24 protein-coding genes are annotated in these 25,469 nt (G+C 39.0%); 5 read left to right on the top strand and 19 right to left on the bottom strand.

Annotated features, from left to right (window positions below; translation table 11 throughout):
• Window positions 1-139: 139 nt before the first annotated feature.
• The 3 genes from ACO1QW_RS15100 to ACO1QW_RS15090 all read right to left on the bottom strand — a co-directional run bounded on the left by ACO1QW_RS15100 (window position 140) and on the right by ACO1QW_RS15090 (window position 2,776).
• Window positions 140-1,216: an Ldh family oxidoreductase gene (locus ACO1QW_RS15100; protein WP_486259921.1), complete on the bottom strand. Its 1,077-nt coding sequence runs from the start codon at window positions 1,214-1,216 to the stop codon at window positions 140-142.
• 70 nt (window positions 1,217-1,286) lie between these two features.
• Complete coding sequence (locus ACO1QW_RS15095) at window positions 1,287-1,601, bottom strand: DUF3467 domain-containing protein (protein WP_486259919.1); 315 nt, start codon at window positions 1,599-1,601, stop codon at window positions 1,287-1,289.
• Window positions 1,602-1,663: 62 nt separating this feature from the next.
• Window positions 1,664-2,776 (bottom strand): formylglycine-generating enzyme family protein, encoded by a 1,113-nt coding sequence (locus tag ACO1QW_RS15090; protein ID WP_486259917.1) that lies wholly within the window; start codon window positions 2,774-2,776, stop codon window positions 1,664-1,666.
• 481 nt (window positions 2,777-3,257) lie between these two features.
• Between ACO1QW_RS15090 and ACO1QW_RS15085 the strand changes: the two genes are divergently transcribed.
• Window positions 3,258-4,283 carry a chymotrypsin family serine protease gene (locus ACO1QW_RS15085; RefSeq protein WP_486259915.1) on the top strand — a complete coding sequence of 342 codons (1,026 nt, stop codon included), beginning with the start codon at window positions 3,258-3,260 and terminating at the stop codon, window positions 4,281-4,283.
• A 12-nt stretch (window positions 4,284-4,295) separates the two neighbouring features.
• Window positions 4,296-5,477, top strand: coding sequence for a lipid A-modifier LpxR family protein (locus ACO1QW_RS15080; protein WP_486259913.1), 1,182 nt, complete (start codon window positions 4,296-4,298; stop codon window positions 5,475-5,477).
• Window position 5,478: 1 nt separating this feature from the next.
• Here the strand turns inward: ACO1QW_RS15080 and ACO1QW_RS15075 are convergent, their stop codons facing one another.
• Complete coding sequence (locus ACO1QW_RS15075) at window positions 5,479-6,474, bottom strand: helix-turn-helix domain-containing protein (protein ID WP_486259911.1); 996 nt, start codon at window positions 6,472-6,474, stop codon at window positions 5,479-5,481.
• Window positions 6,475-6,561: 87 nt separating this feature from the next.
• On the opposite strand from ACO1QW_RS15075, the gene ACO1QW_RS15070 reads away from it, so the two are divergent.
• From ACO1QW_RS15070 to ACO1QW_RS15060, 3 genes are read left to right on the top strand one after another with little or no spacing between them, the layout of a single operon-like run.
• Entirely contained in the window at window positions 6,562-7,164 is a 603-nt protein-coding gene (locus tag ACO1QW_RS15070; protein ID WP_486259909.1) for a GNAT family N-acetyltransferase, read from the top strand.
• Entirely contained in the window at window positions 7,161-8,198 is a 1,038-nt protein-coding gene (locus ACO1QW_RS15065) for a heparan-alpha-glucosaminide N-acetyltransferase domain-containing protein (protein WP_486259907.1), read from the top strand. The genes ACO1QW_RS15070 and ACO1QW_RS15065 overlap by 4 nt, the downstream gene beginning before the upstream one ends.
• Window positions 8,188-9,486 carry a lysine N(6)-hydroxylase/L-ornithine N(5)-oxygenase family protein gene (locus ACO1QW_RS15060; protein ID WP_486259905.1) on the top strand — a complete coding sequence of 433 codons (1,299 nt, stop codon included), beginning with the start codon at window positions 8,188-8,190 and terminating at the stop codon, window positions 9,484-9,486. The genes ACO1QW_RS15065 and ACO1QW_RS15060 overlap by 11 nt, the downstream gene beginning before the upstream one ends.
• A gap of 293 nt (window positions 9,487-9,779) precedes the next feature.
• Here the strand turns inward: ACO1QW_RS15060 and ACO1QW_RS15055 are convergent, their stop codons facing one another.
• From ACO1QW_RS15055 to ACO1QW_RS14985, 15 genes are all read right to left on the bottom strand, one after another.
• Window positions 9,780-10,334: an RteC domain-containing protein gene (locus ACO1QW_RS15055; RefSeq protein WP_486259903.1), complete on the bottom strand. Its 555-nt coding sequence runs from the start codon at window positions 10,332-10,334 to the stop codon at window positions 9,780-9,782.
• Window positions 10,335-10,392: 58 nt separating this feature from the next.
• A complete protein-coding gene (locus ACO1QW_RS15050; protein ID WP_486259901.1) occupies window positions 10,393-11,361 on the bottom strand; it encodes an NAD-dependent epimerase/dehydratase family protein in 969 nt (322 codons plus the stop codon).
• Window positions 11,362-11,788: 427 nt separating this feature from the next.
• On the bottom strand, window positions 11,789-11,962 hold the full coding sequence (locus ACO1QW_RS15045) for a hypothetical protein (protein WP_486259900.1): 174 nt from the start codon (window positions 11,960-11,962) through the stop codon (window positions 11,789-11,791).
• A gap of 567 nt (window positions 11,963-12,529) precedes the next feature.
• Window positions 12,530-13,567, bottom strand: a complete 1,038-nt coding sequence (locus ACO1QW_RS15040) for a PLP-dependent cysteine synthase family protein (RefSeq protein ID WP_486259899.1) — start codon at window positions 13,565-13,567, stop codon at window positions 12,530-12,532.
• Window positions 13,568-13,575: 8 nt separating this feature from the next.
• On the bottom strand, window positions 13,576-14,004 hold the full coding sequence (locus tag ACO1QW_RS15035) for a GNAT family N-acetyltransferase (RefSeq protein ID WP_486259897.1): 429 nt from the start codon (window positions 14,002-14,004) through the stop codon (window positions 13,576-13,578).
• 40 nt (window positions 14,005-14,044) lie between these two features.
• Window positions 14,045-16,009, bottom strand: a complete 1,965-nt coding sequence (locus ACO1QW_RS15030) for a protein-disulfide reductase DsbD family protein (RefSeq protein ID WP_486259895.1) — start codon at window positions 16,007-16,009, stop codon at window positions 14,045-14,047.
• 617 nt (window positions 16,010-16,626) lie between these two features.
• Complete coding sequence (locus ACO1QW_RS15025; protein WP_486259893.1) at window positions 16,627-17,691, bottom strand: hypothetical protein; 1,065 nt, start codon at window positions 17,689-17,691, stop codon at window positions 16,627-16,629.
• A gap of 23 nt (window positions 17,692-17,714) precedes the next feature.
• Entirely contained in the window at window positions 17,715-18,152 is a 438-nt protein-coding gene (locus tag ACO1QW_RS15020; protein WP_486259892.1) for a MauE/DoxX family redox-associated membrane protein, read from the bottom strand.
• 87 nt (window positions 18,153-18,239) lie between these two features.
• Window positions 18,240-18,530, bottom strand: a complete 291-nt coding sequence (locus ACO1QW_RS15015) for a DUF6520 family protein (protein ID WP_486259891.1) — start codon at window positions 18,528-18,530, stop codon at window positions 18,240-18,242.
• 417 nt (window positions 18,531-18,947) lie between these two features.
• Window positions 18,948-21,326: a glycoside hydrolase family 2 protein gene (locus tag ACO1QW_RS15010; RefSeq protein WP_486260172.1), complete on the bottom strand. Its 2,379-nt coding sequence runs from the start codon at window positions 21,324-21,326 to the stop codon at window positions 18,948-18,950.
• A gap of 504 nt (window positions 21,327-21,830) precedes the next feature.
• Window positions 21,831-22,607: a hypothetical protein gene (locus tag ACO1QW_RS15005; RefSeq protein ID WP_486259889.1), complete on the bottom strand. Its 777-nt coding sequence runs from the start codon at window positions 22,605-22,607 to the stop codon at window positions 21,831-21,833.
• Window positions 22,608-22,644: 37 nt separating this feature from the next.
• Entirely contained in the window at window positions 22,645-23,136 is a 492-nt protein-coding gene (locus tag ACO1QW_RS15000) for a hypothetical protein (protein WP_486259887.1), read from the bottom strand.
• Between the two features lie 28 nt (window positions 23,137-23,164).
• Window positions 23,165-23,617, bottom strand: coding sequence for a protein-disulfide reductase DsbD domain-containing protein (locus tag ACO1QW_RS14995; RefSeq protein ID WP_486259886.1), 453 nt, complete (start codon window positions 23,615-23,617; stop codon window positions 23,165-23,167).
• 126 nt (window positions 23,618-23,743) lie between these two features.
• A complete protein-coding gene (locus ACO1QW_RS14990) occupies window positions 23,744-24,799 on the bottom strand; it encodes a fibrobacter succinogenes major paralogous domain-containing protein (RefSeq protein ID WP_486259884.1) in 1,056 nt (351 codons plus the stop codon).
• Window positions 24,800-24,943: 144 nt separating this feature from the next.
• On the bottom strand, window positions 24,944-25,469 hold a 526-nt coding region (locus ACO1QW_RS14985), incomplete at its 5' end, for a fibrobacter succinogenes major paralogous domain-containing protein (RefSeq protein WP_486259883.1).

The raw sequence follows: 25,469 nt of genomic DNA, 5'->3' as shown, positions 1-25,469 counted from the left end.
TTTACATCTCCTCCCCGACGAATTGCTTCATCATTCCCCCCACCGTCTTATTAAAGTTGAAATATTCTTTAACAGCCGAAGTGCCAAAACCTCTTATTTGTGCAAGCAACGGAAACACCCGTTCTTATGGGCTGCGAAATTAAAGAGAGAGATTGAATTTCTGTCCAACTTTTACCAAATCTTCTGCAACTGTTTCCAATAGAGGAATACCATCTTTCATACGCTGCGCTTCAAACAAACGTTCGGGATCACCGGGAATCAACACCTGGTCGTATCCCTCAATTGTTTTTGCAGAGCGAAAACGTTGAATCCAATTGTCCATATCCTTTTTAAACTCATCGGCCTTTCGGAATGCATCAATTCGCATTGCACCGAGAAAATGACCTAATCCTTTGCCCGGTTGATTCTCCGGCATCGGTACATAAGCTGGAAATGGCGGCACCCACGGACCATAATTTGCACCGCTCAATACTGCTGAAAAAATATCAACAATACTTCCCAATGCATACCCCTTATGACTGCCATGTTCTTTATCGCTTCCCAATGGCAATAATGCACCTTTATTTTTTAATGCGTGTGCATCAGTTGTCGCTTCACCCTTTTCATCCTGTATCCAACCAATGGGCGCTTCAAGATTTTTGCGTTGAAGGATTTCGAGTTTGCCATTGGCCGCAGTTGTGGTTGCCATATCGGCAACAAAGGGCGGCTCATTTCCACTTGGCACTGCCACTGCAATTGGATTTGTACCCAACATACGTTCAGTTGAAAACGTTGGAGCTACCAATGCTGATGCGTTGGTCATTGCCATGCCGATCATATCGTGTTGCAACGCCATCATTGCATGATAACCGGCAATACCAAAATGATTACTGTTTTGTACACTTACCCAACCACTGCCGACATTGGTTGCTTTGTCAATAGCTACCTTCATTGCGAAAGGAGCAACGACTAAACCTAAACCACTATCGCCATCAACTACCGCAGTAGATGGTGTTTCATGAATCACTTTAATGTTTGGTGTTGCGTTGATGCGCTTTGCTTCCCACAAACGCACATAGCCACTGAGGCGTGCTACGCCATGTGAATCAATACCACGCAAATCGGCCGACAGCAATACAATTGTTGCTATGGTTGCATCATCTTCACTGCAACCAATGGAGAGAAAGACATTTTTTGTAAATGAAAATAAATGCGGATAAGAAAACACCTGCTCCATAAACTCAAATCAAAAAGTTAATGACTGACTAATAACTTAAAACTTTAAAACTCAGAACTCACTAACTTTTTTACGCTTGCGCCGTTGGTCCGCCAAAGTTCATGGGTATCTGCACTTCCTCCAAATCACGGATGGCGCCATTAGCGGCTTCAAAGCGTTGAATATTTTCAGTTAACGCTTTCATGAAACGCTTGGCATGTTGCGGTGTAAAAATGATCCTTGATTTTACTTTGCTTTTAGGTGTGCCGGGCATTACGTTTACAAAGTCAATAACAAATTCTGCATGACTATGTGTAATGATAGCAAGGTTGGCGTAAGAACCTTCTGCCACTTCTTCGGTGATCTCGATGTTGAGCTGATTAGGATTTGCTTGTTGTTCGTCCATAAAAATAATTGAGCGCCAAATATACAACAGATACGGCCTGTGGGTTAAAACAAAAAGAAGCCCTATTTTTTTGTTGCATCCCTCACACAACGAAAGCCTGTGTGTTCCAATCCTGTATCCGGACTGCTCTTCATTCTTCTTGCCACACGGTAACCGCTGCAATAACTATCGTTGCAAAGAAAACTACCGCCTCTTAAACTTCTTTTTGCAGTATAGGGATCATCGGGATCAAAACTTTTCTGCGGTCCTTTCGGATTTACAGATGTGGTTGCATCAACAGTTTGATAATAATTATAATCATACCAATCGCTGCACCATTCCCACACATTTCCCGCCATATCATATAAGCCGTAACCATTCGGCATAAAACTTTTCACCGGCGCACTTTTTATATAACCATCTTTCCTTTCATTGTAATAAGGAAACTTTCCTTCCCAACTATTTGTTTTTGGTTTACCTGCATTCACATGTTCATTGCCCCAGAAATAAATACTGTTCACCAATCCACCTCTTGCTGCAAACTCCCATTCCGCTTCGGTGGGCAAACGCTTACCCGACCATTTGCAATACGCCATCGCATCGTCCCAACTCACATGCACCACCGGATAATTTTCTTTTCCTTTCAAATCGCTGGCAGGTCCTTCGGGATGTTTCCAATTGGCACCTGCTACCCAGCTCCACCATTGTGAATAATCATTGAGATCAACGGGCCCCTTACTGGTCCGAAATACCAATGAAGCTGCTACCAATAAACTATCATGAGGTTTTGCAGTACCAGGAGGTAACGATTTTTTCAACTCTTCCCAATCAGGTTTTCGCTCAGCTGTAGTCACATAACCTGTTGCATCAACAAAATTTTTAAACTGGGCATTGGTTACTTCTGTTGCATCCATGTAAAATGCATCAACCGTTACTTTATGTTTTGGGTATTCATCTTTCGATGCCTGTTCATTATCGCCACCCATTTCAAATGTTCCACCCGGAATAAAAACCATTCCTGCAGTTGATGTATCACCTGATGAAACAACATTGCTACTATCGTGCGCTGGAAAACGTTGCGGCACATTCATACAGCTTTGTAATGAATCTGCATGGGCCTTGTCTTGATCATGATTGCTGCCGCAGGCTGCCACAATCAACAGCAAAAATAAAAAAGGAGAATGCTTTCGTTTCATATGATCAATGTCTTCGGATTTTATGCAAATCGGCTAGCAATGTAGGCATTTTGAAAAACAGATAGCATTTATTCATCCTATTCTTCCTCAAAAAGTATAAGCATAAAAAGCCACTCAAATCTGAGTGGCTTTTTGCGGACCGGACGGCCCCAACCTCTTCAAACTATTCGCTTATAATACAATATCTTATCAATCGAATTTCAACCTGCTAACCGATTTGCTAACCGATTAAAATCATTTGTACTTCTTTGTTTTTAAAAGAACTATATGCCAATGTAAATATAACAAAAGTCAGGTAAAATATAGAACAAACTAGATCATTTAAACCAAGGGTTATAAGATCAAAAAGGGGTGTTTTTCCCCTTTCAAATTCCAATGCTTCTTCCTTTCTTAGCTAGTACATTTAACCTAATAAAGCGCTTCACCCCTCCCACATATGAAACTTAATGGCATTTCATTTTTCACATTGTAACTATTCATTATGGCAAGTTTAAAAGACGCAACTGCAGCTCTTGAACATTACCAGGAGCAAATGCTCGAAAACGAAAATCTTTCCTATTTAGCTATCATTCAACTTCAAGACAAAAATGGTGAACCAATCGATTCTTACACCATTGAGGCAGGGGTAAAAAGTATGGCTTTAGAAATAGATAAAAGAAAAGACTTTAAATTTTCAGAATCCACCAACTTCAAAAAATCAGTGCCCCTCAGTTTGGAAATTCCACGTTCCGAAGAAGAAAAATTGGCCTTTGACAGCACGCCTGAAGTAATTAGGCTGGTCATTTTAGCCTGCAAAGAATTTTCATCTCATAATATGAGAACTCGTAGAAGACCAATTGCTGGAGGTCTAAGTATTGGAAATTTTAGGTATAATGATGCAGGAACGCTTGGTGAAATAATCAAGCTTAATGAAGATCCAGGCGTTTTCATAATTTCCTGCTGGCATGTGCTATGCGGCAATCAGGGGCGAATAAATGATGATATTCTTCAACCGGGAAGGTTAGACAATGGCGACATTAATGACTGCCGAATAGCTAAACTTCACTCGTTTCGGTTAACCGATCAGGTTGACGTTGCATTTGCTCAATTAAATCATGGTATTGACAGCGATCCGGGCGTAATAAATTTGGGAAGAACAAATAATATTGTAAGGGCCCGTATTGGAATGCCCGTAATTAAATGTGGTCGTACCACAGAGGTCACAAGAAGCAGAATTCATTCTGTTAATGCCACAGTACGCCTTGGTGGTTATCCAAATGGAACAGCCATTTTTTATAACCAGATTCTTACAGATAATATGTCTGCTGGTGGTGATTCCGGGGCAGTGCTTTTAGAAGATGGTACCAACAACGTTGTAGGTCTTTTAATTGGTGGAAATGAAGAAGACAGGAGTATTTTCAATCACATGTCTAAAATATTTTCGAGCCTGGCTGAACATACATTCAAAAGAAACGAAAGCATTTCCGATGATCAATCATTATTTATAAATTCTATCCCACACTACTAAAACCAAACTGAAATGACCAAACTTATTGCTATTCTCTTTACAATGTTCATCACTATATCCAATGGATATACTCAAAACGATACAACACGAAATGACGATCCTCCAAGGCGGAACACGGTTCCTGCCGAAAGCGAATACAATCCACAATACGCCTCTATCAAAAGAAAAGTCATAAGAGGATTTTCTTTTCAAGCCGAAAATGATGTCTTTGCAAAGATCTTAATGTTGAAGAATGAAGACAAAGATTACACCGGGGGATTCAAATTCGAATTTTATACAGATTACCTGGCTAAAGGTATTTTCCCTTTTTTCATGAACCGGGACGATCCATATGACATGAGCAAAAATGTAAACTCAATTTACATTCAGGGCATGGGCTATACACCTAATAGGGATGCATTTTCTGCAACAAATCCTGTAATTGATCAAAGGCCTTATTCTTCCGTAATAGGTATTGGCCGTAAACGAATTGCAATTTTGAATAGCCCATTAAATCGCAAATTAGGTCTCATTATTATTTCAGATCTTTTTTTAGGCAAAATAGGAACAAAAGGTCCGGGCAAAGTCCAGAATTTTTTGCATGAATATCTTACTAATAGTGCAGAGGTAAAAGGTTGGCCCAACCAAATCGGAAATGGTGGCCGCTTTGTATATAACTACAATCTTACTGCATCCGCAGAGCTTTTTGCCGTAGGTCGTAACCACTATGTTATTACTACACTCCACTCATCGATCGGAAACCTATTCATAAATCAGGGAGCTAAACTGGCATTTTCAAATCTCTCAGTTCGTAAACAGCCTTTTACATTAACTATGAATAGTAACCAGGTAGCTAAAGAAGGCGATAAAATTCAAAAGGCAAGAAGCTACGACTCTATTTCACAGAAGAAAGAAAAGAAATTTCATTATGAATTGTATGGTAAATTTTACCACATAAATCACAATACCCTTTTAATGGGTTTGCCATTTAGAGATAACAGTGTATATACGATACCCAAATCAAGAATAAATCAGATTGTAGTTGATGCCGGATTCAAATTATATTTCTCTTACTCCCCCGATAAGAAAGGCAACAATAAAATGAATCGTAAAAATTTAGTCTACTTGGAAATACTTTACAGGTCCAAAGAATTTGACATTGCACCAACTCATTTTTATGGTGGTATAGGTGTTCAGATACTTAGCCTGGATTAATTTAATCCTTCACCCTTCCATACTTCCTCAACTCAGCTGCAGTAAATCCATGATACTTCTTAAATGCTTTGTGGAAATTGGAAGGGTGTTCAAAACCCGTCATGAAAGCGATATCAGAGAAATCGAGTTTTGTTTCCAGGATGATCTGTTTTGCTTTTTCCATTCTTACAGTATGACGGTAACCAAATACAGTATCACCAAACAGTTGTTTAAAACCTTTCTTCAATTTAAACTCATTGATCCCAACCTTCCTGCTTAGTTGTTGCAGAGATATTTTGCTTTCAAAATCAGAAAGCAGAATACGTTTAGCTTCTTGCAGCATTTCTATATCGTAAGCATTCATTTTAATCGGTGAGCCGGCCGGTTGTAACTGCACATGATCCAGCATCAACACCAAAAGCTCTAGCAATTTGCTTTCAACATAGATGCTGAGAAGTTTATCATCAAATCCATATTTCAGAATCTGGTTAACAACAGAGATCATCTTTGGTGTCAGGAACCTGTCACTGTTCATGAGTTTGGCCACTTTACCAGAATACACCACATCAAGAAACCGTTGCAACGCTGTACTACTTATCGCCATTCTTTCCAGGAAGCTCTTGGTAAAATGAACGTCAAACGTTTTACAATGCAATCCCTTTTCAAATGAAACACGACTGTTTACAAAGGGTGAATACGTTAAATTGTATTGATAAGGCAATTGATCCGATCGTTCAAACCCATCCCAGATAAGTTGAAAATGATTCTTGAATTGAATATGCAATTCAAGTACAGGTTGATCAGCCCTCCCAACCAGGTCAACCTTTCGATCAAAAGAATACTGGCTATACCACACAGTAAAGCCGTCGCCCTTGATCTGTTGAAAGAGCATGTTTCCAAAATCACAAATAGCACTCGTATTTTCAGCGTTCGTCATAACGCTTCCACTAAATACGTCAGGCACACCTTGCGTCAGTTGAATTTCTTCTCTTCCTGGTTCAACAATAAAAAATTCCATTTTTTCTCCTTTTAGAACATACAAGTATCCTTATCGAACGCAGCTAAGCCTACCCCCACAGATAGTTTTGTTTATAAATAATCAATTATGCTCACCACGCAGTTGCCTCCGCTTTTTTGTAAAGCTTCTCCACGGCAAACAAATTTTATATCGTCTCGTTTTTTCAACAAGCTTCAGGGAACCATTCAATTCCGGGCTTTAAATCTTAAAACAGATTTAGTCACCATTCACAATTGGGTTAATCAGCAATACGCTTTAGAATACTGGCAAATGAATGGACCGTTTAGCCAATTCTATGCAATGTATCAGTGCATGGAGTTCAACCCCTACGCACAATCTTACGTTGGCTATTTCAACGGACAAATGATCTGCCAGTTCGATGTGTACTCCGTTGCAGTAGATGAATTAAATGATCATGTTTCCTTTCAGCAACACGATTGTGGTTTTCATCTCATCATGGCGCCTTTAAAAACAAAAGTCCCCGGCTTAACAGCATCTGTCATTAAAGCTTTCCTCGACTATTACTTTTCCTTTCCTGAAGCCAATTGCATGTATGCAGAGCCCGATGTATACAATCTAAAATCAATACAGTTACTTGAAAAAGCAGGTTTCACACGATTGAAAACAATAAACATGAGTTATAAAACAGCACACGTTTATTGCTTAAAAAAGCCTTCGGATAACCTATGATCAACAACTCTGTTAACAAACCACAACGGATTGTCTTCCTCGATCTCGCAAGAGGCTTTACTGGTCTGTTCATTCCCTTTATTCATTCCTTAGTAATGTTTGGGAACAATGAAACACCGGAACATCCATTCTTATGGCCATTTATTTTTATTGCAGAATGGCCCGGTGCACAACTATTCTTACTGTTACTTGGAGTGAATTGCATGCTCAAACCAAAGGTTCGTGCAATAGCAGTATTACTAAGATGCTTAATATTGTTTGCTATAGGTTACACCCTTAATTTTTTCAAATTCTTTTTACCAGTTGAGCTAGGAATAATGCCTGAAGAGTTTGTCAATGACATATCTCCAGCAAACTATTCAGTTATTCTCATTGGCGATATTCTTCATCTTGCAGCACTTTCATCCTTCATCGCATTTTTGATCAGGCACTCAAAACAACAGGTGGCTATAGCTTCACTATCAATCGTTGCTACACTTATAATTGCGCAACATATACCGGTTTATGGCCCCACAGTATTTGATCAACACATCAGTAAATTGCTTTTTAGCATACCACCATATACATATTTTCCATTCTTTCCTTGGTTTACTTATGTACTGGTTGGAATAATCATTGGCCATTTATTTAATAAAATTGGCCAGTCTTGGATGTGGATGCTTATACCTATTGGCGCAATCATGCTATCGTTTATAGAATTAATTGCGCCGGAAACATCGATTGCATCGTTTTACCAACCTACACCAATTCAGGTTCTTAAACATGCAGGCTTTCTCTTAATATGGCTGGCAACATGGTTCTTAATAGAACCTCATTTGCATCAAACCAGGTTTGCGCAACTACTCACCTTTTGCAGCAAGAATCTCACAATCTTATACTGCATCCAGTGGCCATTGATTTGCTTTCTGATTCCATTATTTGGCTACAAGTCTATGAGCATTGCTTCAGCTTTATTTGCTGCCACACTCTGCACAATCGCAACACTTTTATTATCCAATCACATTAAACTAAGATCAAACCGCCATGGTCTATGATATAATCGGCATCGGCATCGGCCCTTTCAATCTTGGGCTTGCTGCATTGTCCTATCCATTAAAAGAATTGAATACACTGTTCTTTGATCAGAAAAAAGAATTCAACTGGCATCCGGGGATGATGCTTGATAACGCAAAACTACAAGTGCCGTTTTACGCCGACCTGGTAACACTGGCAGATCCTTGTAATAGGTTTTCTTATTTGGCATTTTTAAAAGCCAAAAGGCGATTATTCCGCTTTGCTATTAAAGAAGACAATTTCATTTACAGGAAAGAATACAATGAATACTGTCGTTGGGTAATCGAACAGTTACCTAATTGCATATTTGGACATGCGTGTGAAGCCATTCACTACGATGAAAAAAAGAACATCTACAATCTTGTTATTCGGCACACCGAAACTAATATGGTCACCATTTACAGTACGAGGCACATTATAATCGGTGTCGGTTCAATTCCATACTTCCCTTCACATTACGATCATGGAAGAGCAGCATACAACTATCCGGCTATTTCTCATAGCTCAGATTACCTTAACACAAAGCCATTCTTGCAAACTTGTAAATCGGTAACAATAATCGGTTCAGGACAAAGTGCGGCAGAAATATTCTATGATCTCTTGCAGCAATCCCATTTATTTAGTGAAGGCCTAAATTGGTTCACGAGCTCAAACAGGTTTTACCCTATGGAATACACAAAGCTTAGCCTTGAAATGACTTCACCTGAATACATCAATCATTTTTATGGATTAAATCAGGACACAAAAGAAAAAGTGCTTCATTCCCAAAGTGCACTTTACAAGGGAATAAATTATCAACTCATCAACAACATTTACGATGAGTTGTATCTGCAATCTTTGAGCGATAGAAATACAAATATTAAGCTGCACACAAATACAGAAACAGTAGGTGTTTTACAAGTGGTTAGTGGCGACAAATGCGAAATACAACTCCGACATTTGGAGCTTCAGCAAAGCTTCACCCATGTTACAAACGCTGTCATATTTGCAACCGGCTATCGCAATGCTATTCCGTCATTTATCGATCCTGTCAAAGAACTCATTCAATGGTCAACAAAGAGTATGTATCACGTAAATCACAATTATTCAATTGATAAAAACAACTCCATCTTTGTTCAAAATGCTGAATTGCATACACATGGTTTCAATGCTCCGGATCTTGGCATGGGGCCTTACAGAAATGCTGTTATCCTTAACACCATCCTGGGCAAAGAGCAATTCAGCATCGAAAAAAACACGTCCTTTCAAACCTTTGGTCTTCCTGCATAGGAATCCAGGCTCTACTTTCCCTCTAACTTTTGCACCTTTAAAACACCAGGTAATAAATGTAATAGGTTACTGATATTCTCCATTCGTAATTTTTCCATCAAACAGTTTGCTATGATCATTGCCGTTCCGTCCTGGTAACGGTGTAGATTAAAATCATTTAGCACTACCTCGTTATCTTGAAAAAACAAAGCCAATCTTCTTAGTGTTTCCGTTGGGTTTTCGATCTGTAAAACAAAAACACAATTCATCCTTATAATTTCAACTCTTAAAAAAGACATTTCCGATTTATTATGTTAGCGTTGCTTTATCAACAACCCTTTTATATAATCCTCAAATTTTTCAATAGCCATCAACCTTCCGGCCAACCCATCAAACAAACTCGCATCCTTACTTTGACCTTTCCGTGTGAACCATGCCTTATCATATTTCGTTTCTTCTTCTTGCATATACATACAAAAATCAGGATGTTCTTTCATAAATTTTTGTCTGCGGAGCAACTGGCGCTTGTAGTAAGCAATCAACTCATCACTCTTATTTTCAATCTCCTTTGTCTTAAACAACACCATGTGATACTGGTAAGTATAAAGTTCCAGTTCCGCAGTAAACAAAGGTTTAAGCTTTTTGAAAAAGAAAATTTCTTCATCGGCATTTTCAAAAACATGTTTGCGAACATTACTTTTTAACTGTTCTTTGTAGTTCGAAACTGTATCAAAACAATTCTGGATCATTTCTTCCTCATCATTGAACTCGGTTTTACACACAGCTATCTTGCCAAGCATTTCTTCATAAAGCTCTATACACCTCATGAGAAAAGCAGTTGTTCCGGTTTGTGTGTTTATAGTTATCATAAAGGCTGGTTTATTAATTTAAGATTGTTTTCAATCGTTCTTCCCGCCTCTTACTTTCCTATGATTGTTGCTGCAGTTCGTTCAAATACTTAGCATTGATATGTAAAAGCATTTCCTTAGTCATAGCATTTAAATTATATTCAGGCTTCCAGTTCCAATCCCTTCGGGCGTGATAATCATCCATGCTGGCAGGCCAGCTATCTGCAATTCGCTGGCGGTAATCTGGCTCGTAGCTTACGGAGAACTGATGCACTCTTTCCTTTATTGACTGCGCTATTTCAGCAGGAGTAAAATCCATCCCACTAAGGTTATACGATGTTCTCACCCTTAAACTTTCAGCTTTAGTTTCCATTAACTCAATGCTTGCTCGAATAGCATCACGCATATGCATCATTGGCAGCCTCGTATTCTCTTTCAAATAACAAGTATATTGTTTTTCCTTAATCGCTTTGTGAAACATATCAATCACAAAGTCAGTTATTCCACCACGGGCCGATGATCGAATGCTGATCAATGCAGGGTAACGCAAACTCCTCACATCCACACTATACTTTTCGTAATAATAGTTACACCAAAGCTCACCGGCACTCTTACTTATACCATACACAGTTGATGGTTGCTGCAATTCAAACTGACCGCATTTGATTTTCCTGGCCCCTTTTCCAAACACGGCTATGGATGAAGGCCAAAACACACGCTCAAGCCCTTCATCCTTTGCGATTTCCAAAAGGCTCAAGAGTGATTGCATGTTTAGATCCCATCCTTTCATCGGATCATTTTCTCCTGCAGTACTTAGCATTGCACTCAAGTGGTACACCTGGGTAATATCATTCGCACGAATAACTTTAAGCATTTCATTCCCATTCAACGCATCCAGCAATTCAAAAGGCCCGTTCATTACAGGTGACCCCAGTGGTTCAATAATATCAGTCGCTAAAATATTAGAATCACCATACGTCTTTCGTAAAGCAACTGTCAACTCTTTGCCTACTCGTCCAGCCGCTCCAGTTATTAATATTCTCGGCATGTACTATTTGGATTGCGTACGTTTATTTTGTTTATATATCATGTAACAAGTCGATCTTTCACCTTCACGACGTCCATTTAATCATTAAAAATGGCCAGCTGCCACTTACACAACAGCCAGCCCGATTTACCGATTATTATGAGAGAAAATTTATTCTAAACATAATTTGGAGCCCTGTAGAAACAGCACTCCGTTGATTGAGATTTCCACATCCACAATCAACATGAGAAAAGTCGATCTCTGCATGTTGTTTTTAAAAGGGCGGTCGCAAAAACATCCTCCGGAATAAAAACTAAGTATGTAGTTTATTACGTTTGCTAAAGAGCAACTGTAATTATTTAAAAAAACAGTAAAAACAAAGGCAGCTTCACGATTCTTGTCAGACATCTTGCTCCACTGCCTCGTCTCTGCATCATCATCGAACTAGTTATGCTTTCACTTTCAACGTCCACGTTGTTCCATGGGTTTTACCACTTTCTTTACAAGGTGGAAATGTATCTCCTTTAGATAAAGCGATGGTACTGCTTGCATGACTGTCGCAAACATAAATACCGCTATGCAAACACTTTTCGCCTGTCCTGCCTGTTGTCAAAGTTGCCATCTATTATAGTTTAATTAAATGATTGTTATTTGATTGTTGTTATGCATGTATTCCCTCACCGCAGTTACGGTTATAACTATCACGAACAGTCATTCGTTTTAACTATTGAAATAAAACAGTATTTAAAAATATTGGCCAAAGTAGAAACAATGGCCGCATGTCATATACTGATATGAAAGAAAACGAGGCTAATAAAACTTCGCTGCTAATGTATATTTCAGCTCAGTTTTATACTTATGAATAGTTTAAAATTAGAGTGCTGTAGAAACAGCACTCGCAGTTCCTAAATCAACAGAACATGAGAAAAAATTGTTGTCTTTTTTTACAAAAATCAGAAGGCAGTTTTTACACGAGGATTAGTGATCCCGTTTATTACACTGCCTTACTGGGTTTACTGTACTTAATTCAGGTATAGAAATACCGGTTTTGGATATTGGATAAACCTTTATATTGCTACTATAGAATACTTGTTAAGCACTTACCGATTCTTCCTGGCAACTTCAAAACTCAGAACTAAAGAACTTTCATCTACTTTTCCATTAACAATTAACCATTAACCACTAACAATTAACTCCTCACCGCCACGTAATCTATTAGTGAAACCATTGGAGCTATATAATCATCCTTCACTGGCTCTGCTTTCATCAAATCAGTACTCAAATACTTTTTATTACTATCAGGCAATACGGTAACTACCACCGCACGGTCTCCTAAATATTCTTTTGCCATCATTGCACCAATGATATTGGCACCGGATGAAATACCCACAGCCAATCCCAGGTCTCTTCCCATTTTCTGCGCCATCAAAATCGCATCCCCATCACTCACCTGCAGCACTTCACCAAGCTCGTTCAGTTTCACAATCGATGGAATAAATTCATCAGAGATTCCTTGAATACGATGTGTACCCGTTTTAAAACCTGTCGACAATGTGGGCGATTCCTTTGGCTCAATCGGATGCACTTTTATATAGGGATTTTTCTTTTTCAAATATGCGTTCACACCCATCACTGTTCCACCAGTTCCCACACCAGCAACAAATGCAGTCGGTTTCAAATCAATACTGCTTAACTGCTCCCATATCTCTTTTGCTGTTGTTTTCTCATGCGCCTCTGCATTGAAATTATTTTCAAATTGCTGAGGTAAAAAAACAGTCGCATCATTCTTAGCCATTTCTTCCGACAAAGCAATACTTCCTGAAAAGCCACCTAGTTCTTTCGAAACAGTAATAATTTTCGCACCAAGACTTTCAATAATATCTTTTCGTTCTTTACTAAGCCAGTCCGGCATAATGATCGTTACAGGATGCCCCATTTGTTTGCCAATGGCACTAAATGAAATACCTGTATTGCCACTCGTCGCTTCAACAATTCTGTCACCTCGCTTAATATCATTCAGAGCATACGCTTTTTGCAGAATGTACAAAGCCATGCGGTCTTTAATACTGCCTGTCAAATTATAATGCTCACACTTTGCATAAATCGTATTCACCTTCCCTTCATAGAAATAAGTGATTTGTATCATAGGCGTATTACCCACCAGCTCCCACAAATGATCAAACTTCCTGTCGATCTTAGAAATGCATTTCTTTTCGATATAATCCATAAGTGTTTTTAGTTTCCCGTCTTTTTTATAAAATATTTAGGAGCTTCTCTATAACCTTGCCGATAATAAAAACGATGCGCATCAATGCGGTTCTCGTTACAATGAAGTTCAATTCGATCACACTTCCTTTCTTTTGCCAGCGCAACACAGTACTCCTCCATCTCTTTACCTATTCCCTTGCTTCTGACATTCTGGTCCACAGCGAAATAGCTGATTCTTGCAAAGTCTCCTTTTAAGCCCAACTGTGTAACAAAATCTATAGCCATAAATGCAACTACATTTTGATTATCCTCATAAACCAAAATTTCTGTATTCGGATTCTTTTCAATTGCTTTCATTTTTTCTTTTAAAAAATGAATTGTGTCTGTATATCCAAGCTGATGAAGCAGATTCATAATGTCTGTAACATCATCTTCACTTGCTTTTCTAATTTCCATGTCATATACCATTTGCACTAAGGATTTATTACTCACTAACTCAGAACTTGTCTTCCCGCATACTAGCTACCGACTCCCGGCTACCGGCTGCCTTCACCCCACACTCCAACCACTCCTTATACTCCTTCACATCCGCCGTATATCCAATCGGGTGATTAAGCAATAGTTCATCCTTACTTAATATCACATACAATGGCTGTGTAACCTGTTTAAAATTTTTCGATTGAAAATTTGCCCATCTATCTCCAACAGTTTTTAATTCACGTTCAGTGCCGTTTGCTTCCTGCACCAACACCTGTTCTGCAGCAGGCAAAGGCTTTCGATCATCAACGTATAACGAAACAAGTATAAAATTATCTCTGATATAATTTGCAACACCTGGTTCCACCCACACTTGCTCTTCCATCTTCCTGCAGTTCACGCATGCCCATCCTGTAAAATCAATCAAGATCGGTTTACCTGTTTGTTGCGAAAGCACTAATGCTTTTTGATAATCATTAATAACATTCGGTTCCAATCCCGTTTGTAATGCTTTATGTTCCTTCCCATAAATACTATACGTCATCGGTGGAGGAAAACCACTCAGCAAAGCCAACCTCGCAGCATTGCTATTACTTAAACCCGGCAATAAGTAAAACACAAACAACAAACACAAACCTCCAAGTCCTATCCACATACTTGAAGCAAAGAACTTCTTCTTTCGTAATTGCCATCCTGTGTACAGTAAGTAACCGGATAATGCAATCGCAACAAGCACCCATAAACCAATAAACACTTCACGTTTTAAAATTCCCCAGTGTTCTACTAAATCCGCATTCGATAAAAATTTGATAGCTAACCCGAGTTCAACGAAAGCCAATATCTTTTTTACCGTATCCATCCACCCACCGCTTTTAGGCAGCTGTTTCATCCAATGAGGGAACATCGCAAATAAAGCAAAGGGAAGAGCCAAAGCCGCACCAAAGCCTCCCATCCCGGAGCTGAGCTGCCAGGCCCCACCCTGTGAAGTCAGTGAGCCAACTAACAACGTTCCTAATATCGGACCGGTGCACGAAAACGAAACCGTTGCTAAGGTCAATGCCATAAAGAAAATTCCACTCACACTACCGAGGCCGCTTTTCGTTCCAACAACGTTTGTAATGGCCGATGGCATTTTCAGTTCAAACAATCCAAAAAACGATAATGCAAAAAAGATGAATACAGCAAAGAAGAAAACATTCACCCATGCATTCGTCGATATATTATTAAAAATCTCGGGATTGATATTTCCCAGCAAATGAAACGGCACACTCGCAAGAATGTAAATCAGGAAAATAAACAAACCATAAAGCAATCCATTCTTAACACCTTCCTGCTTTGTCGTCGATCGGTTCGTAAAAAACGAAACTGTCACGGGTATCATTGGAAACACACAGGGCGTCAACAATGCAATCAACCCGCCAATAAATCCCAGGAAAAATAATTGCAACAATCCTTTCGATCCATTACCACCGACACTACCACATGCATTTACCGGGTTCAACAGATCCACTGTAGTCAATACATCACTGTTTATAGTAACTACTTCGTCACTAAGTTTTATTCGTTTCGTTTCTTCAATTGGCAAAAACTCACTGCCATTACTTGCATAGCATTTGATCGTAACAGTTAAAAAAGAAATATCCGGCTCACTCAACACAATCGATTGCCGCAAAACAACACGTTGTTTGTAAACACTGGTATTCACAGTCAATGCAGAATCATAAATAGCAGCCACTTCACCAGCAATGGCAAGGGAACCATTCTTTCTATTATGCTGCACATCGAATATTGCATCAATAGCTTCCAACCCTTCCGCTTCTATCTCTTTTGCGTACACATACCATCCATTAGCAATCTCACCGGTAATCGTCACATCATAATGCAGCTCACTTGTTTTTTCAATCTGCGTTTTCCACACAACCGCTTCCTGGCCATATCCACCAGCACAAAAACAAAAACACACAATTGCAAAAAGTAAACGCATAGAACTCTTATAAAAAATCAAGTTGATATATTAAACACCTATGAACAATTTGAAAAAAATTTGAAGCCAGCTAAGATTGCTAATTGCATACTGCCAATTCAAAAAACCTACTTGCCACTCCCTACTCACCACTAGCCTCTTACCTTAAAGTGCAGCGGAAAATGTAGAAACATCCTCCCTTTACACTTAATCGATCACTAGATAGATACCGTTAACCATTATCACGTTTATAATGAGGTTTTAACTATCACATATTGCTATAACTTTAAAGTGAAAAGGAAAATGTCGATGACAGGACAGTAATCGACAACTCAGACTTTTACATTTAAGATCCCAGATAGAAATCCCTCAGCTCTTCATTACAGTAGCACCGTTGTTTAATCAGGGCGTGTCCACGAATTTGATGTATTATCATTCGTGGCCACCTTTTCTTTGCTTCTTTCTTTTTGTGGTAAAAAGAAAGAAGACGATGTATGTATGTAGTGAATGACTGCAAACAATCTACATCATCAACTATCGATTATTTGTAAACCATTTATAAATTGCCTATTGCTCATTCCCCATTACAACCTCTTCGCAATTCATCAACCAGATTAGGTAACGTTCTTGTTATCACTTCATTCATTCCGAAAATATTTGGGATTAAGTTGATGGGTCTCTATTCGCTGAGCATATCGCACAATAAGTTTATCGCCATACACGTTGAATTCCTCGAAACTTTTGCCATTAAATTTTGGCACGTAAAAACTGAATTTATAGGTGCCCTCTTTCAGATCATATACATCTACTACAGATACCTTCCGGAATGTTGCTTCTGTTTCGTTCTTTGAGAGAAGAGGAGATTTTACAAACAATAATCCATTGGAGACGCAACTCGCACTGTTAACTAATAAAGGCGGTGCCTTCATCGTATAGCTTTTATCGGAGGAAAGGGTCGTTGTTTTTATCTGGGCATGCGTCACGGTATCAATGGTAGTGCTTCTATACAGCAGATGCAGGTTGCTGTCAGTTACAATATACTGGTTGCGATAACTGTACAGGTATACGATCCTGGCGAGCTCCCTGTCGTACAGCAGCATTCCATCGGTGCAGAATTTTCCGTCAATTTGCTTTTGAAGTAGCGTGGTATCCAATTTTACATAAGGTTTATCCGGTATTATTTTACCGAGAACAAGTTCTTGTGTTGAACTGCTTGTTGTTCGTATGGCAAAGGTTGAAGCGCCAACCGGGATAGCCTCCATGAAATAGGCGGCTTTGTCAAACATAAAACTATCTGCCACCCCTACCCGCAGATCGCCTCGATACAAGCTGGGCATTGATCCATCCATGATATAAAAATTGGGAGGCACTACACTCAGCCGTGGTAATTTGAATTTGCGCTTTTCAATGTTCTTCATGTTCAATACAACACTTTGCGTATCGGTAAGCTGGAAGTTGGAAGTAAGCAAATGAAGCGGAGCGGTGAAATTAGCCAGGTAGATTTGATCAGCGGAGGCACCTGCCAGGTAGTAAGAATTGAATTTCAAATTTATCCCACCCGTATGGTTAAAGGGATTTTTAAGAATTATTCTTATAAAACTATTGTGCTTACGGATTTGATTGTCAGAAAGCGTATATAAAACAATTACTAGCGAAACACTAAGGATCAGGCAGCAAGTGAGTATGAGAATTGGCTTTTTCATCGTTTTCATTTTATGGATCGATCTTATGCAAAAGCAACTTTATTTGTGTCTTGTTTCTGGCTGTAGCTAAGTAAAACACCGATGATTGCAAGCAGCACGAATCCGATGTTGAAGAAAAGATGTTCTGTCCAACCGAGTTTTTCGAGAGCACCCCCACAGGAACATGGCACAAATACACTCAGTGCAAGGATACAGACAATATAGGTTGTGAACATGACCATTAAACTGAAGGAGGCGTAAAGTGCGATAAGCCGCAACCGTGGAACAGCCAGCATTACAGACAATATGATTTCTGTAAGGGGAATCATCCATGCAATCCATCCTGCAAAAACAGTGAGCAATGGAGATTGAGATATCTGAACAACGAACTTTTCATAGTCCGTGAACTTTGTTATAGCAGCGTAAGTAAAAAGGAGTATAAACAGACAGGAAATGATTTCAATGATGAGCGTTTTCTTCATTGCACAGCATATTATAAGATGACTCTATACAAGAAAGGGGGAAAATCCCCCTTTGTGTTGGCCTGATTATGTATTCCGTTATAAGACTTAGTTTATTCGTCCGCCATTTAGAGAGTGCTTTAAAAGTGTTGCGCAAAAGGTGCTGGCGAATCTATCGTCATAAACATCAGTATATCCACTACCAGGATTAAACTGACAGATTTGTCCGAATGGATCGTTATTACAAGAGCCAATAGGCACGTCAGTACATATCCCTGAACTAGTATAATAGTATTGGCCAATAATAAGCGGGGCCGCTTGTGCCTTACGTGATGCAAATGCTCCTGCAAATGCAAATACAAATGCCATTAATGGCAGAATAATTCTTGTTTTTTTCATAATTGAGATTGTATGGTTAATGAATAGAGAATTGTTAAACTGCACTTACTTATTGTAGACGAATGAAAATTAGAAATGTGCCTGGCTAAGTGCTTTTCTCCCTTCGTAATAAGTTTGCCCTTTGCCAATTTAGTATTCCTCCCCACTTGCCACTCTCAACTCACCACTAGCCCTTCATAAAAGAGCATCGGAGAATGTGGAAAAATCCTCCCTTTACACTTAATCGATCACTAGATAGATGCCGTTAACTAATATCACGTTTGTAATGAGGTTTTAACTATCAGTCAAAGAAAAAAATGTCAATACGCAGTAGAAAATGTCGACACTGTCACCTTTACACTTCGATTGTTATGTAGATACCGTTCTAAATAGATAACATTTTATAACTTGCCAAGACATCAAGCCCTGCGATTTTCATTACTTACTTTTTGCTATTCCTTCTTCAAACATTTTTTTCTCTTCGCCTTTTAAATTCGTTCCAAACCTCTCCAGGTATTCTTTGGCCACAGGCGCAAACTGCTTCCAATCTTGTTGATTCATCGTATGAATTGTCTTAGCTCTTAAATAAATTTCTTCGCCAACTTCTCCATACGTTTTCACTTTCTCATAAACTTCCTCCCAGTTTGGCTTAGATTCTTTCTTAGGCACATAGGGAAAAATAATATCAGTAAAAACAATATTCATAAGTTTTAATTGCAAGGCACGTTTCTCGGTACCACTCAAAATGTCCGATCTTTGCATCAGCTTGTTAAATCCTGCATCCGTTACATTTTTTGTAACACGTTCCATGAACAGTAGATCATCTGTATCATAAGGTGCAGTTAATTTGCTCACATACTCATTTGTAAACCTATGCACGCCAGCTGCATCATTCATTTGCAAAGCCATTTCTGCCAAACTCTTCACAGTAAGTTTGTCAGTCTTTCCATTAATATATTCATTTAATAAAGCAGCATAAACAGCTGTCGGCTCCGTAACATCTGCATTGTCAGCTTCAACCACTGAAAAATTTCTAACTGTGGGCACTAACATTGAGTGGATAGTCCTCAACTCTTTAAATGGTATCTTAATTATTTTTCTGTCATAAGTCATCAACCCATTTTGTTCTCCTTCAACATCAAATGGCTGAGTATAGATGGAAGCAGCAAGTCCTTCTGCTTCCAGTAATTTAAGATGTTGATTCATCACACGATATTTTCCTTTAAAAGCATTAGGTGTAACTTGTATATAACCCCAGGCACCTTCTTTGTTCCATTGGTGTTCTGGCACAAAAACACCCATCCCTCCAAATTCTCCTAAGACTTTTATTTTACCATTCTGTTTTACTGAATTAATTGGATCAGGATAAGAGTGAACATCTGTGATGTCGCTTGCAACCCATGGATTTGTTGAAGAAACATCTAGTTTCCCATTCGAATAAATGAATTCACCTGAATGTCCGTTCAATAATCTCGTTGGGTCAAGCAGCTTCAAATATCTGCTTAGTCGCTCTTGGTCATAAGAACCCCATTGCTCATTAAACAATGTCCAAGTTATAATAGAAGGATGATTGTACAGTTCAGTAATGTGTTCTTTGCATTCTCTCTCAAAAACTTCTTTGGCTTCTTTGTTAGGATTAGAAGGCGGGTTTATCATGTCCTGCCACACCAGTATTCCTAATCGATCACAATGATAGTACCAACGATCAGGCTCTCTTTTGATATGTTTTCGAATGGTATTGAAGCCCATCGACTTGATAGCTTTAATATCAAATGCAAGAGCTTCATCAGTAGGTGCAGTATAAATTCCATCCGGCCAGAACCCTTGGTCAAGAACACCAAGATTAAAAACATATTTATTATTCAGGAAAAACCGTTCGTGCCCATTCTTATCCTTTTTAATTTCGATCTTTCGCATGCCGAAATAGGATTTCACTTCATCGCTTGTGGTTTTAACAAACAACGTATACAGGTAAGGTTCATCTGGCGACCACAACTTTGCGTTTGGGATCTTTAACCGGATATCTTTATTTGTTTCCCCAATCATCTTGTGCATCCCGGCAATCAATGTTACAGGTTCATTTGCATTACTTTTTACAACTACTGTAACATAACCTTCGTCAACATTCGGAGTCATTTGAAGTCCTGAAATATAGTTTGCCGGCACATTTTCCATCCACACAGTCTGCCATATTCCGGTTGTGGGAGTGTACCAAATACCTCTGGGGTTCAAAACCTGTTTACCATGAGGATTTGGTCCCCGGTCAGTTGGGTCATATACTTTTACAAGCAATTCATTATCTCCATCCTTCAGTGCTTCAGTAATATCAAAACTAAAACCATCGTAGCCACCCTCATGTGTTCCAATCTCTATTCGGTTAACAAACACAGTAGTTTTCCAATCTACGGCCCCAAAGTGTAAAATTTTTCTTTTCCTCCTTTCTGGGGAACTATGTGTCAACGATGAAACAACAACTTTATCTACCACCTGTTCACTATTTATTACTTTCCTATACCACAATACTTCATTGGGTTGCACCGCTTTTTTTACACCGGATAATGCCGATTCAATTGAGTAAGGAACTAATATTTGCCCATCAAATTTTGATGGAGCCGATGCATCTTTAGTTGTAATTGCATATTCCCAAAGGCCATTAAGATTTATCCAATTATCTCTCACCAATTGGGGCCGGGGATATTCAGGTAATGCATTCGAAGCACTTACTTGACTACTCCATCTTGTTGCTAGCTTCAATTCGCTTTGCTTCCAAACATTTCCATTATTTTTTTGTGCATAAACAATTACACATAAAAACATTACAACTATAACTGATCCAACTTTCATCATGTTTTTTTTATTCATATCCATTATTCTAATATCAGTTTACTTTAACAACTAGTCAATCATTGGTAATTACCCTTGCCAATAACACGCTTGTAATGAAGTTTTAACTATCAGGCAAAGAAAAAAGTCTCAAAGCACAGTGGGAAATATCGACACATTCTCTTCTACACTCCGATTGCTATGTAGATACCTTTCTAAATAGAAACATTTTAACAACGAACAGGACAGCAACTGCTTGATCAAACTATTACACCCAAGATCCCACACAGAAATTCCTCAGTTCTTTATTACAGTAGTACTTATGCTAAATCAGGGCCCGTCCACGAATGTGATGTCTTATCATTCGTGGCCACCTTTTCTTTGCTTCTTTCTTTTTGTGGTAAAAACAAAGAAGAAGATATATGTTTATAGTGAATGGCAGCAAACGAATCACATCATCAACTATCGATTAATTATGAATCATTTGCACTTTGCCTATTACTCATCCCCCATTAACACCTCTTCGATCTTCGAAACCTCCATACAATCCTTCAGCAAAACCTTCTTCTCTTTATTCAATAAATAAACCGTAGGTATTGCTCTCAAATCATAAATTTTATTCTTCCACAAATATTCATCCTCATCTTTTCCATGTACCCAGTTAGTTGGCATATAAGGCAAATGCTTGCGCCAAATGGCTTCATCCTTGTCAGTATAGATAGCGATAACTTTCGCTTTTCGATTTATTATTTCGGATTTGCGAAGTGTCTCTTTCATTCCCTTACACGCATCACATTCAGGGTTATAAAAAAGCATTATCAAATACTCCGCCTCAACGTCATACATTCGTTTCTCTTTTCCTTCAGGCGTATAATAACTAAAATCATTTGCGAAATCACCAACTCTGTTTTGCTGTAGCAGTTTACGCTTTCTTAAAAGTTGTTCTTTTTCTGCTACGTTATACCATTTCGACAATAGCTGTTCATTCAAAAGAGTCAAATAAAGTTTTTCATTCCGGTAGATGGAATTGGGATTCGACAAGCCCGCCGTTAAATAAGAAACTGCGTCCCGGTAAACAGCACTATCTTTTTTTGTTGAATTTAGCAACTGTAAAAGGCCCACTACTCGCATTGAATCTGTCGAGCCATTGGTATTCATGATAAATTGCTCAAGAGTAAATTGATTACCGGTTTTAACTGATTCAGGCATCTTCTCCCTTGTCTCACAAGCTACTATTGTGATTATTATGAAAATCAGGAATAGATTACTGTTCATTTTCATTTTTTATCTACATTTTATAGAAGCTAACCTGTTAGTCTTTACGATCGAAAACCCACTTTACTTTCCCTTTTTTTTCAGCTGTGCTTATGTCCGAAACAATAACACATTCTTTTCCCTTTTCGGCTAAAGTCCAGGATTCAACACTCGCCATCGCTGCCGCATTTTCATCATCAGGTAAAAAGTAATTTGAAGTAATTGTAAACTGCTCTTTACTTTCCCATTTTAATAACGACTTTTTAATAATACCATCATAATCACGTACAGTTCTTACCCATACGTTGGCGATAAGCGTTTCGCTATACTTTTTATATTCGCCACTTCCATCCACCTCCGGTGAAAATCGTTCAATTGTCACTGTATCCACATTCTGCATAATATTAAAGTAAATAGGCGTTTTATCTTTCGGAATAATTCCGTACTCACTTTTATCTTCAGCCAATTGCCAGCTTCCCGAAAAATCTCTTCCATTGTTTTGATATAAAAAAGAAAAAAGAGTGATGATAAAAGTTATTAAAAGTTTCATGTTTCGTTTTTTTAAATAATAAATGATGTTAATACAATGCAATGGAGAACGTTTGTTCATCAGGAGGCAAACATTGCTCATCCGTACAAGCCATCCACACAACCTTACCAGTCAATTTGGTTTTCACTTGCGATTTTACAGTCACAACCAAAATAAAATCCACCTTGCCTTTAAAATATTTCGTTGTCACTTCAAATACATCTTCATACTTACTTACGATCTGTCCTATCTCCTTCACCTTGCCTTCCATTTTTATCAATGGGTTTTTTTGAAAGTGAAAACTCGTTGGTAGCCCGGCCCCCTTCGCACTGTTCTGGCTGTATATGTGCCACGGCGACTTTATTTTGGGCGAAAAGCGAATTTCATATTTCTTATCATCTATATTCTTTACACTAAAGTTCCACTCTACTGGATTTTGCTTTTGAGCATACACGACAGTAAACTCCAGGCAATAAATCATTACAATCACTAGAAGTCTCATTGTAAATAATTTTTACTTTTTTTCGCATTACCTAAATATAAATACATCCTTAATCCCTCTTTCCAGTTCCGGCAAACAAAAACACAACCCATTAAAAAAACTCTTCTTTTGATAGGGAACAATAACCTAATTCTTAATACATCTCACTGCATAGGCTCCTGCACGATTTCCTAACCCCGCACTATAACTTGAAGTATTAAATCTTATGCGAATGGATTTTGTGTCTTGTACAGTAGATGTCTGGTAATACCCCCCTGCAGTACTCGAACTCATCGATGTTGCCGGAACAGCAGCTAGTGAAGGATCTGCAACTCTAAAACCCGTATACGTTAATTTTAGTTTTGTAAATCCATCACTCAGGTCTGCAATAGTTTCAGCAGCCCACTCATCACTAGTGGGAATGCGCCAACCTGTTGGGCAAGGATTATTGACGCCGTTTACACCCTGCCATAAACCAGTATTTTGAGGCGCTCTCCAGTCTAAGGGGTCGTCTTTAGAAACAATAAACTTATTGTGCCCGGGAACATCAGTTGATGAAAGCTCATAAGGGGGTGTAACAGATGACAGGGCCGAACCCGTTGCATCTGCGTCATTGGGGCCTGTACGATTAACTACCTGATGACCATCTGCAGGGCGGCCCCACTGGAACAAGTGGCCATAATTTTGAAAATTGCTTACAGAAGTTGGAACACCCGGAGCTCCGAGGTTCCTGTCAAGCCATTTTTTTCCAGTGACAGTACTTATGATAATTCCATATGATACACTGGCTCCGTTGTACATAAAGGTAACTGCTTCTGCACCTGTTGTAAAAGTTAACGCTTCGCCGTAAGCCGTTCCTACGCTATTAGTGGCAAAAGCTCTAATATAATATTGAGTGGTCGGTTCAAGTCTACTGAGTATTACAGTAAAACTGCCGCCTGAAGCGTTAGTAATAACTTTTGTATCTGCTAAAGTTGGTACCGTGTTCGTTTTACTCAACAGAATACCTGCTTCGATGATCGTTGCATTGCCGTTGCTGGTTATATTACCACCCGCATGTGCAGTATCCCAGCCAATGTTAGTAGCTGCTGAGGTGGTAAGTGCAGGCAGAACTGGCGGTGGTGCGTCCTTTTTTTTGCAACTGCTGATGGCGAGTGCAATTAAACCCAGCACTAACAAAGAATTTTTTTTTACTGTTATCATTTTATTTTGATTTAATTTGAAAACTTGACGTTTACTGGTCGGAAAAATTATCAACTCTAGTTAATAGCTTTCTCGGGATAGATTTTACAATTATGTATCACTTGTTTCTTGAAATTGTTTTGTATCATCCACTTAAATTTTCTCTCAGTCCTTTATACACCTCACTGCCAACCCAAAAGCACGTTGGTAGAGGGTAATTGGAGCTAACGAAGCACTCATATCTAAACGATAAGATCCATTTCCAGGCCCACTTGGAAAACCGCCCGTGCTTGAGGTCCAGTATGTTCCTTTAGGTCCTCCACTCCACGATTGGCCGCCCTGTGCATCTGTATAATCATAGCGTCTCTCCTGAATATAGACTAATTTCAGCTTCGCATAGCCCGTCGAAGCATTGGTGATTCCTTCAGCTTCAAATTCCTCCTTCGTCGGAACATGCCACCCCGAGGGGCAGGGATTATTGATCCTGTCCGGTGCCTTCCATAAGTTATCATTCTGAGGCTTGCGCCAGTCGAATGGAGCATTATCGAAAGATTCCATAATAATAAACAAGGCATGGCCAGGGGCATCTGTTGAAGAAAACGCAGGGTTGCTCAGCGTGCCTATGGGTTCGGCGCCACGTACCTGGGATTCAAGAAGTCCCGTACGTGTTACCAGCTGGTGTCCATCGGCT

The sequence above is a fragment of the Lacibacter sp. genome (assembly GCF_057361365.1).
This window is presented reverse-complemented; position numbering and strand designations above follow the sequence as displayed.

Bases quoted from the DNA above. Each gene is read 5' to 3' on its own strand.
- ACO1QW_RS15075 (WP_486259911.1), bottom strand. From the start codon at position 6,474: ATGGAATTTTTTATTGTTGAACCAGGAAGAGAAGAAATTCAACTGACG.
- ACO1QW_RS15010 (WP_486260172.1), bottom strand. From the start codon at position 21,326: ATGTTTTTATGTGTAATTGTTTATGCACAAAAAAATAATGGAAATGTT.
- ACO1QW_RS14995 (WP_486259886.1), bottom strand. From the start codon at position 23,617: ATGAGACTTCTAGTGATTGTAATGATTTATTGCCTGGAGTTTACTGTC.
- ACO1QW_RS15060 (WP_486259905.1), top strand. From the start codon at position 8,188: ATGGTCTATGATATAATCGGCATCGGCATCGGCCCTTTCAATCTTGGG.
- ACO1QW_RS15055 (WP_486259903.1), bottom strand. From the start codon at position 10,334: ATGATAACTATAAACACACAAACCGGAACAACTGCTTTTCTCATGAGG.
- ACO1QW_RS15080 (WP_486259913.1), top strand. From the start codon at position 4,296: ATGACCAAACTTATTGCTATTCTCTTTACAATGTTCATCACTATATCC.
- ACO1QW_RS15095 (WP_486259919.1), bottom strand. From the start codon at position 1,601: ATGGACGAACAACAAGCAAATCCTAATCAGCTCAACATCGAGATCACC.
- ACO1QW_RS15070 (WP_486259909.1), top strand. From the start codon at position 6,562: ATGCTCACCACGCAGTTGCCTCCGCTTTTTTGTAAAGCTTCTCCACGG.
- ACO1QW_RS15090 (WP_486259917.1), bottom strand. From the start codon at position 2,776: ATGAAACGAAAGCATTCTCCTTTTTTATTTTTGCTGTTGATTGTGGCA.
- ACO1QW_RS15065 (WP_486259907.1), top strand. From the start codon at position 7,161: ATGATCAACAACTCTGTTAACAAACCACAACGGATTGTCTTCCTCGAT.
- ACO1QW_RS15015 (WP_486259891.1), bottom strand. From the start codon at position 18,530: ATGAAAAAAACAAGAATTATTCTGCCATTAATGGCATTTGTATTTGCA.
- ACO1QW_RS15035 (WP_486259897.1), bottom strand. From the start codon at position 14,004: ATGGAAATTAGAAAAGCAAGTGAAGATGATGTTACAGACATTATGAAT.
- ACO1QW_RS15040 (WP_486259899.1), bottom strand. From the start codon at position 13,567: ATGGATTATATCGAAAAGAAATGCATTTCTAAGATCGACAGGAAGTTT.
- ACO1QW_RS15025 (WP_486259893.1), bottom strand. From the start codon at position 17,691: ATGAAAAAGCCAATTCTCATACTCACTTGCTGCCTGATCCTTAGTGTT.
- ACO1QW_RS15050 (WP_486259901.1), bottom strand. From the start codon at position 11,361: ATGCCGAGAATATTAATAACTGGAGCGGCTGGACGAGTAGGCAAAGAG.
- ACO1QW_RS15045 (WP_486259900.1), bottom strand. From the start codon at position 11,962: ATGGCAACTTTGACAACAGGCAGGACAGGCGAAAAGTGTTTGCATAGC.
- ACO1QW_RS15005 (WP_486259889.1), bottom strand. From the start codon at position 22,607: ATGAACAGTAATCTATTCCTGATTTTCATAATAATCACAATAGTAGCT.
- ACO1QW_RS14990 (WP_486259884.1), bottom strand. From the start codon at position 24,799: ATGATAACAGTAAAAAAAAATTCTTTGTTAGTGCTGGGTTTAATTGCA.
- ACO1QW_RS15100 (WP_486259921.1), bottom strand. From the start codon at position 1,216: ATGGAGCAGGTGTTTTCTTATCCGCATTTATTTTCATTTACAAAAAAT.
- ACO1QW_RS15085 (WP_486259915.1), top strand. From the start codon at position 3,258: ATGGCAAGTTTAAAAGACGCAACTGCAGCTCTTGAACATTACCAGGAG.
- ACO1QW_RS15000 (WP_486259887.1), bottom strand. From the start codon at position 23,136: ATGAAACTTTTAATAACTTTTATCATCACTCTTTTTTCTTTTTTATAT.
- ACO1QW_RS15030 (WP_486259895.1), bottom strand. From the start codon at position 16,009: ATGCGTTTACTTTTTGCAATTGTGTGTTTTTGTTTTTGTGCTGGTGGA.
- ACO1QW_RS15020 (WP_486259892.1), bottom strand. From the start codon at position 18,152: ATGAAGAAAACGCTCATCATTGAAATCATTTCCTGTCTGTTTATACTC.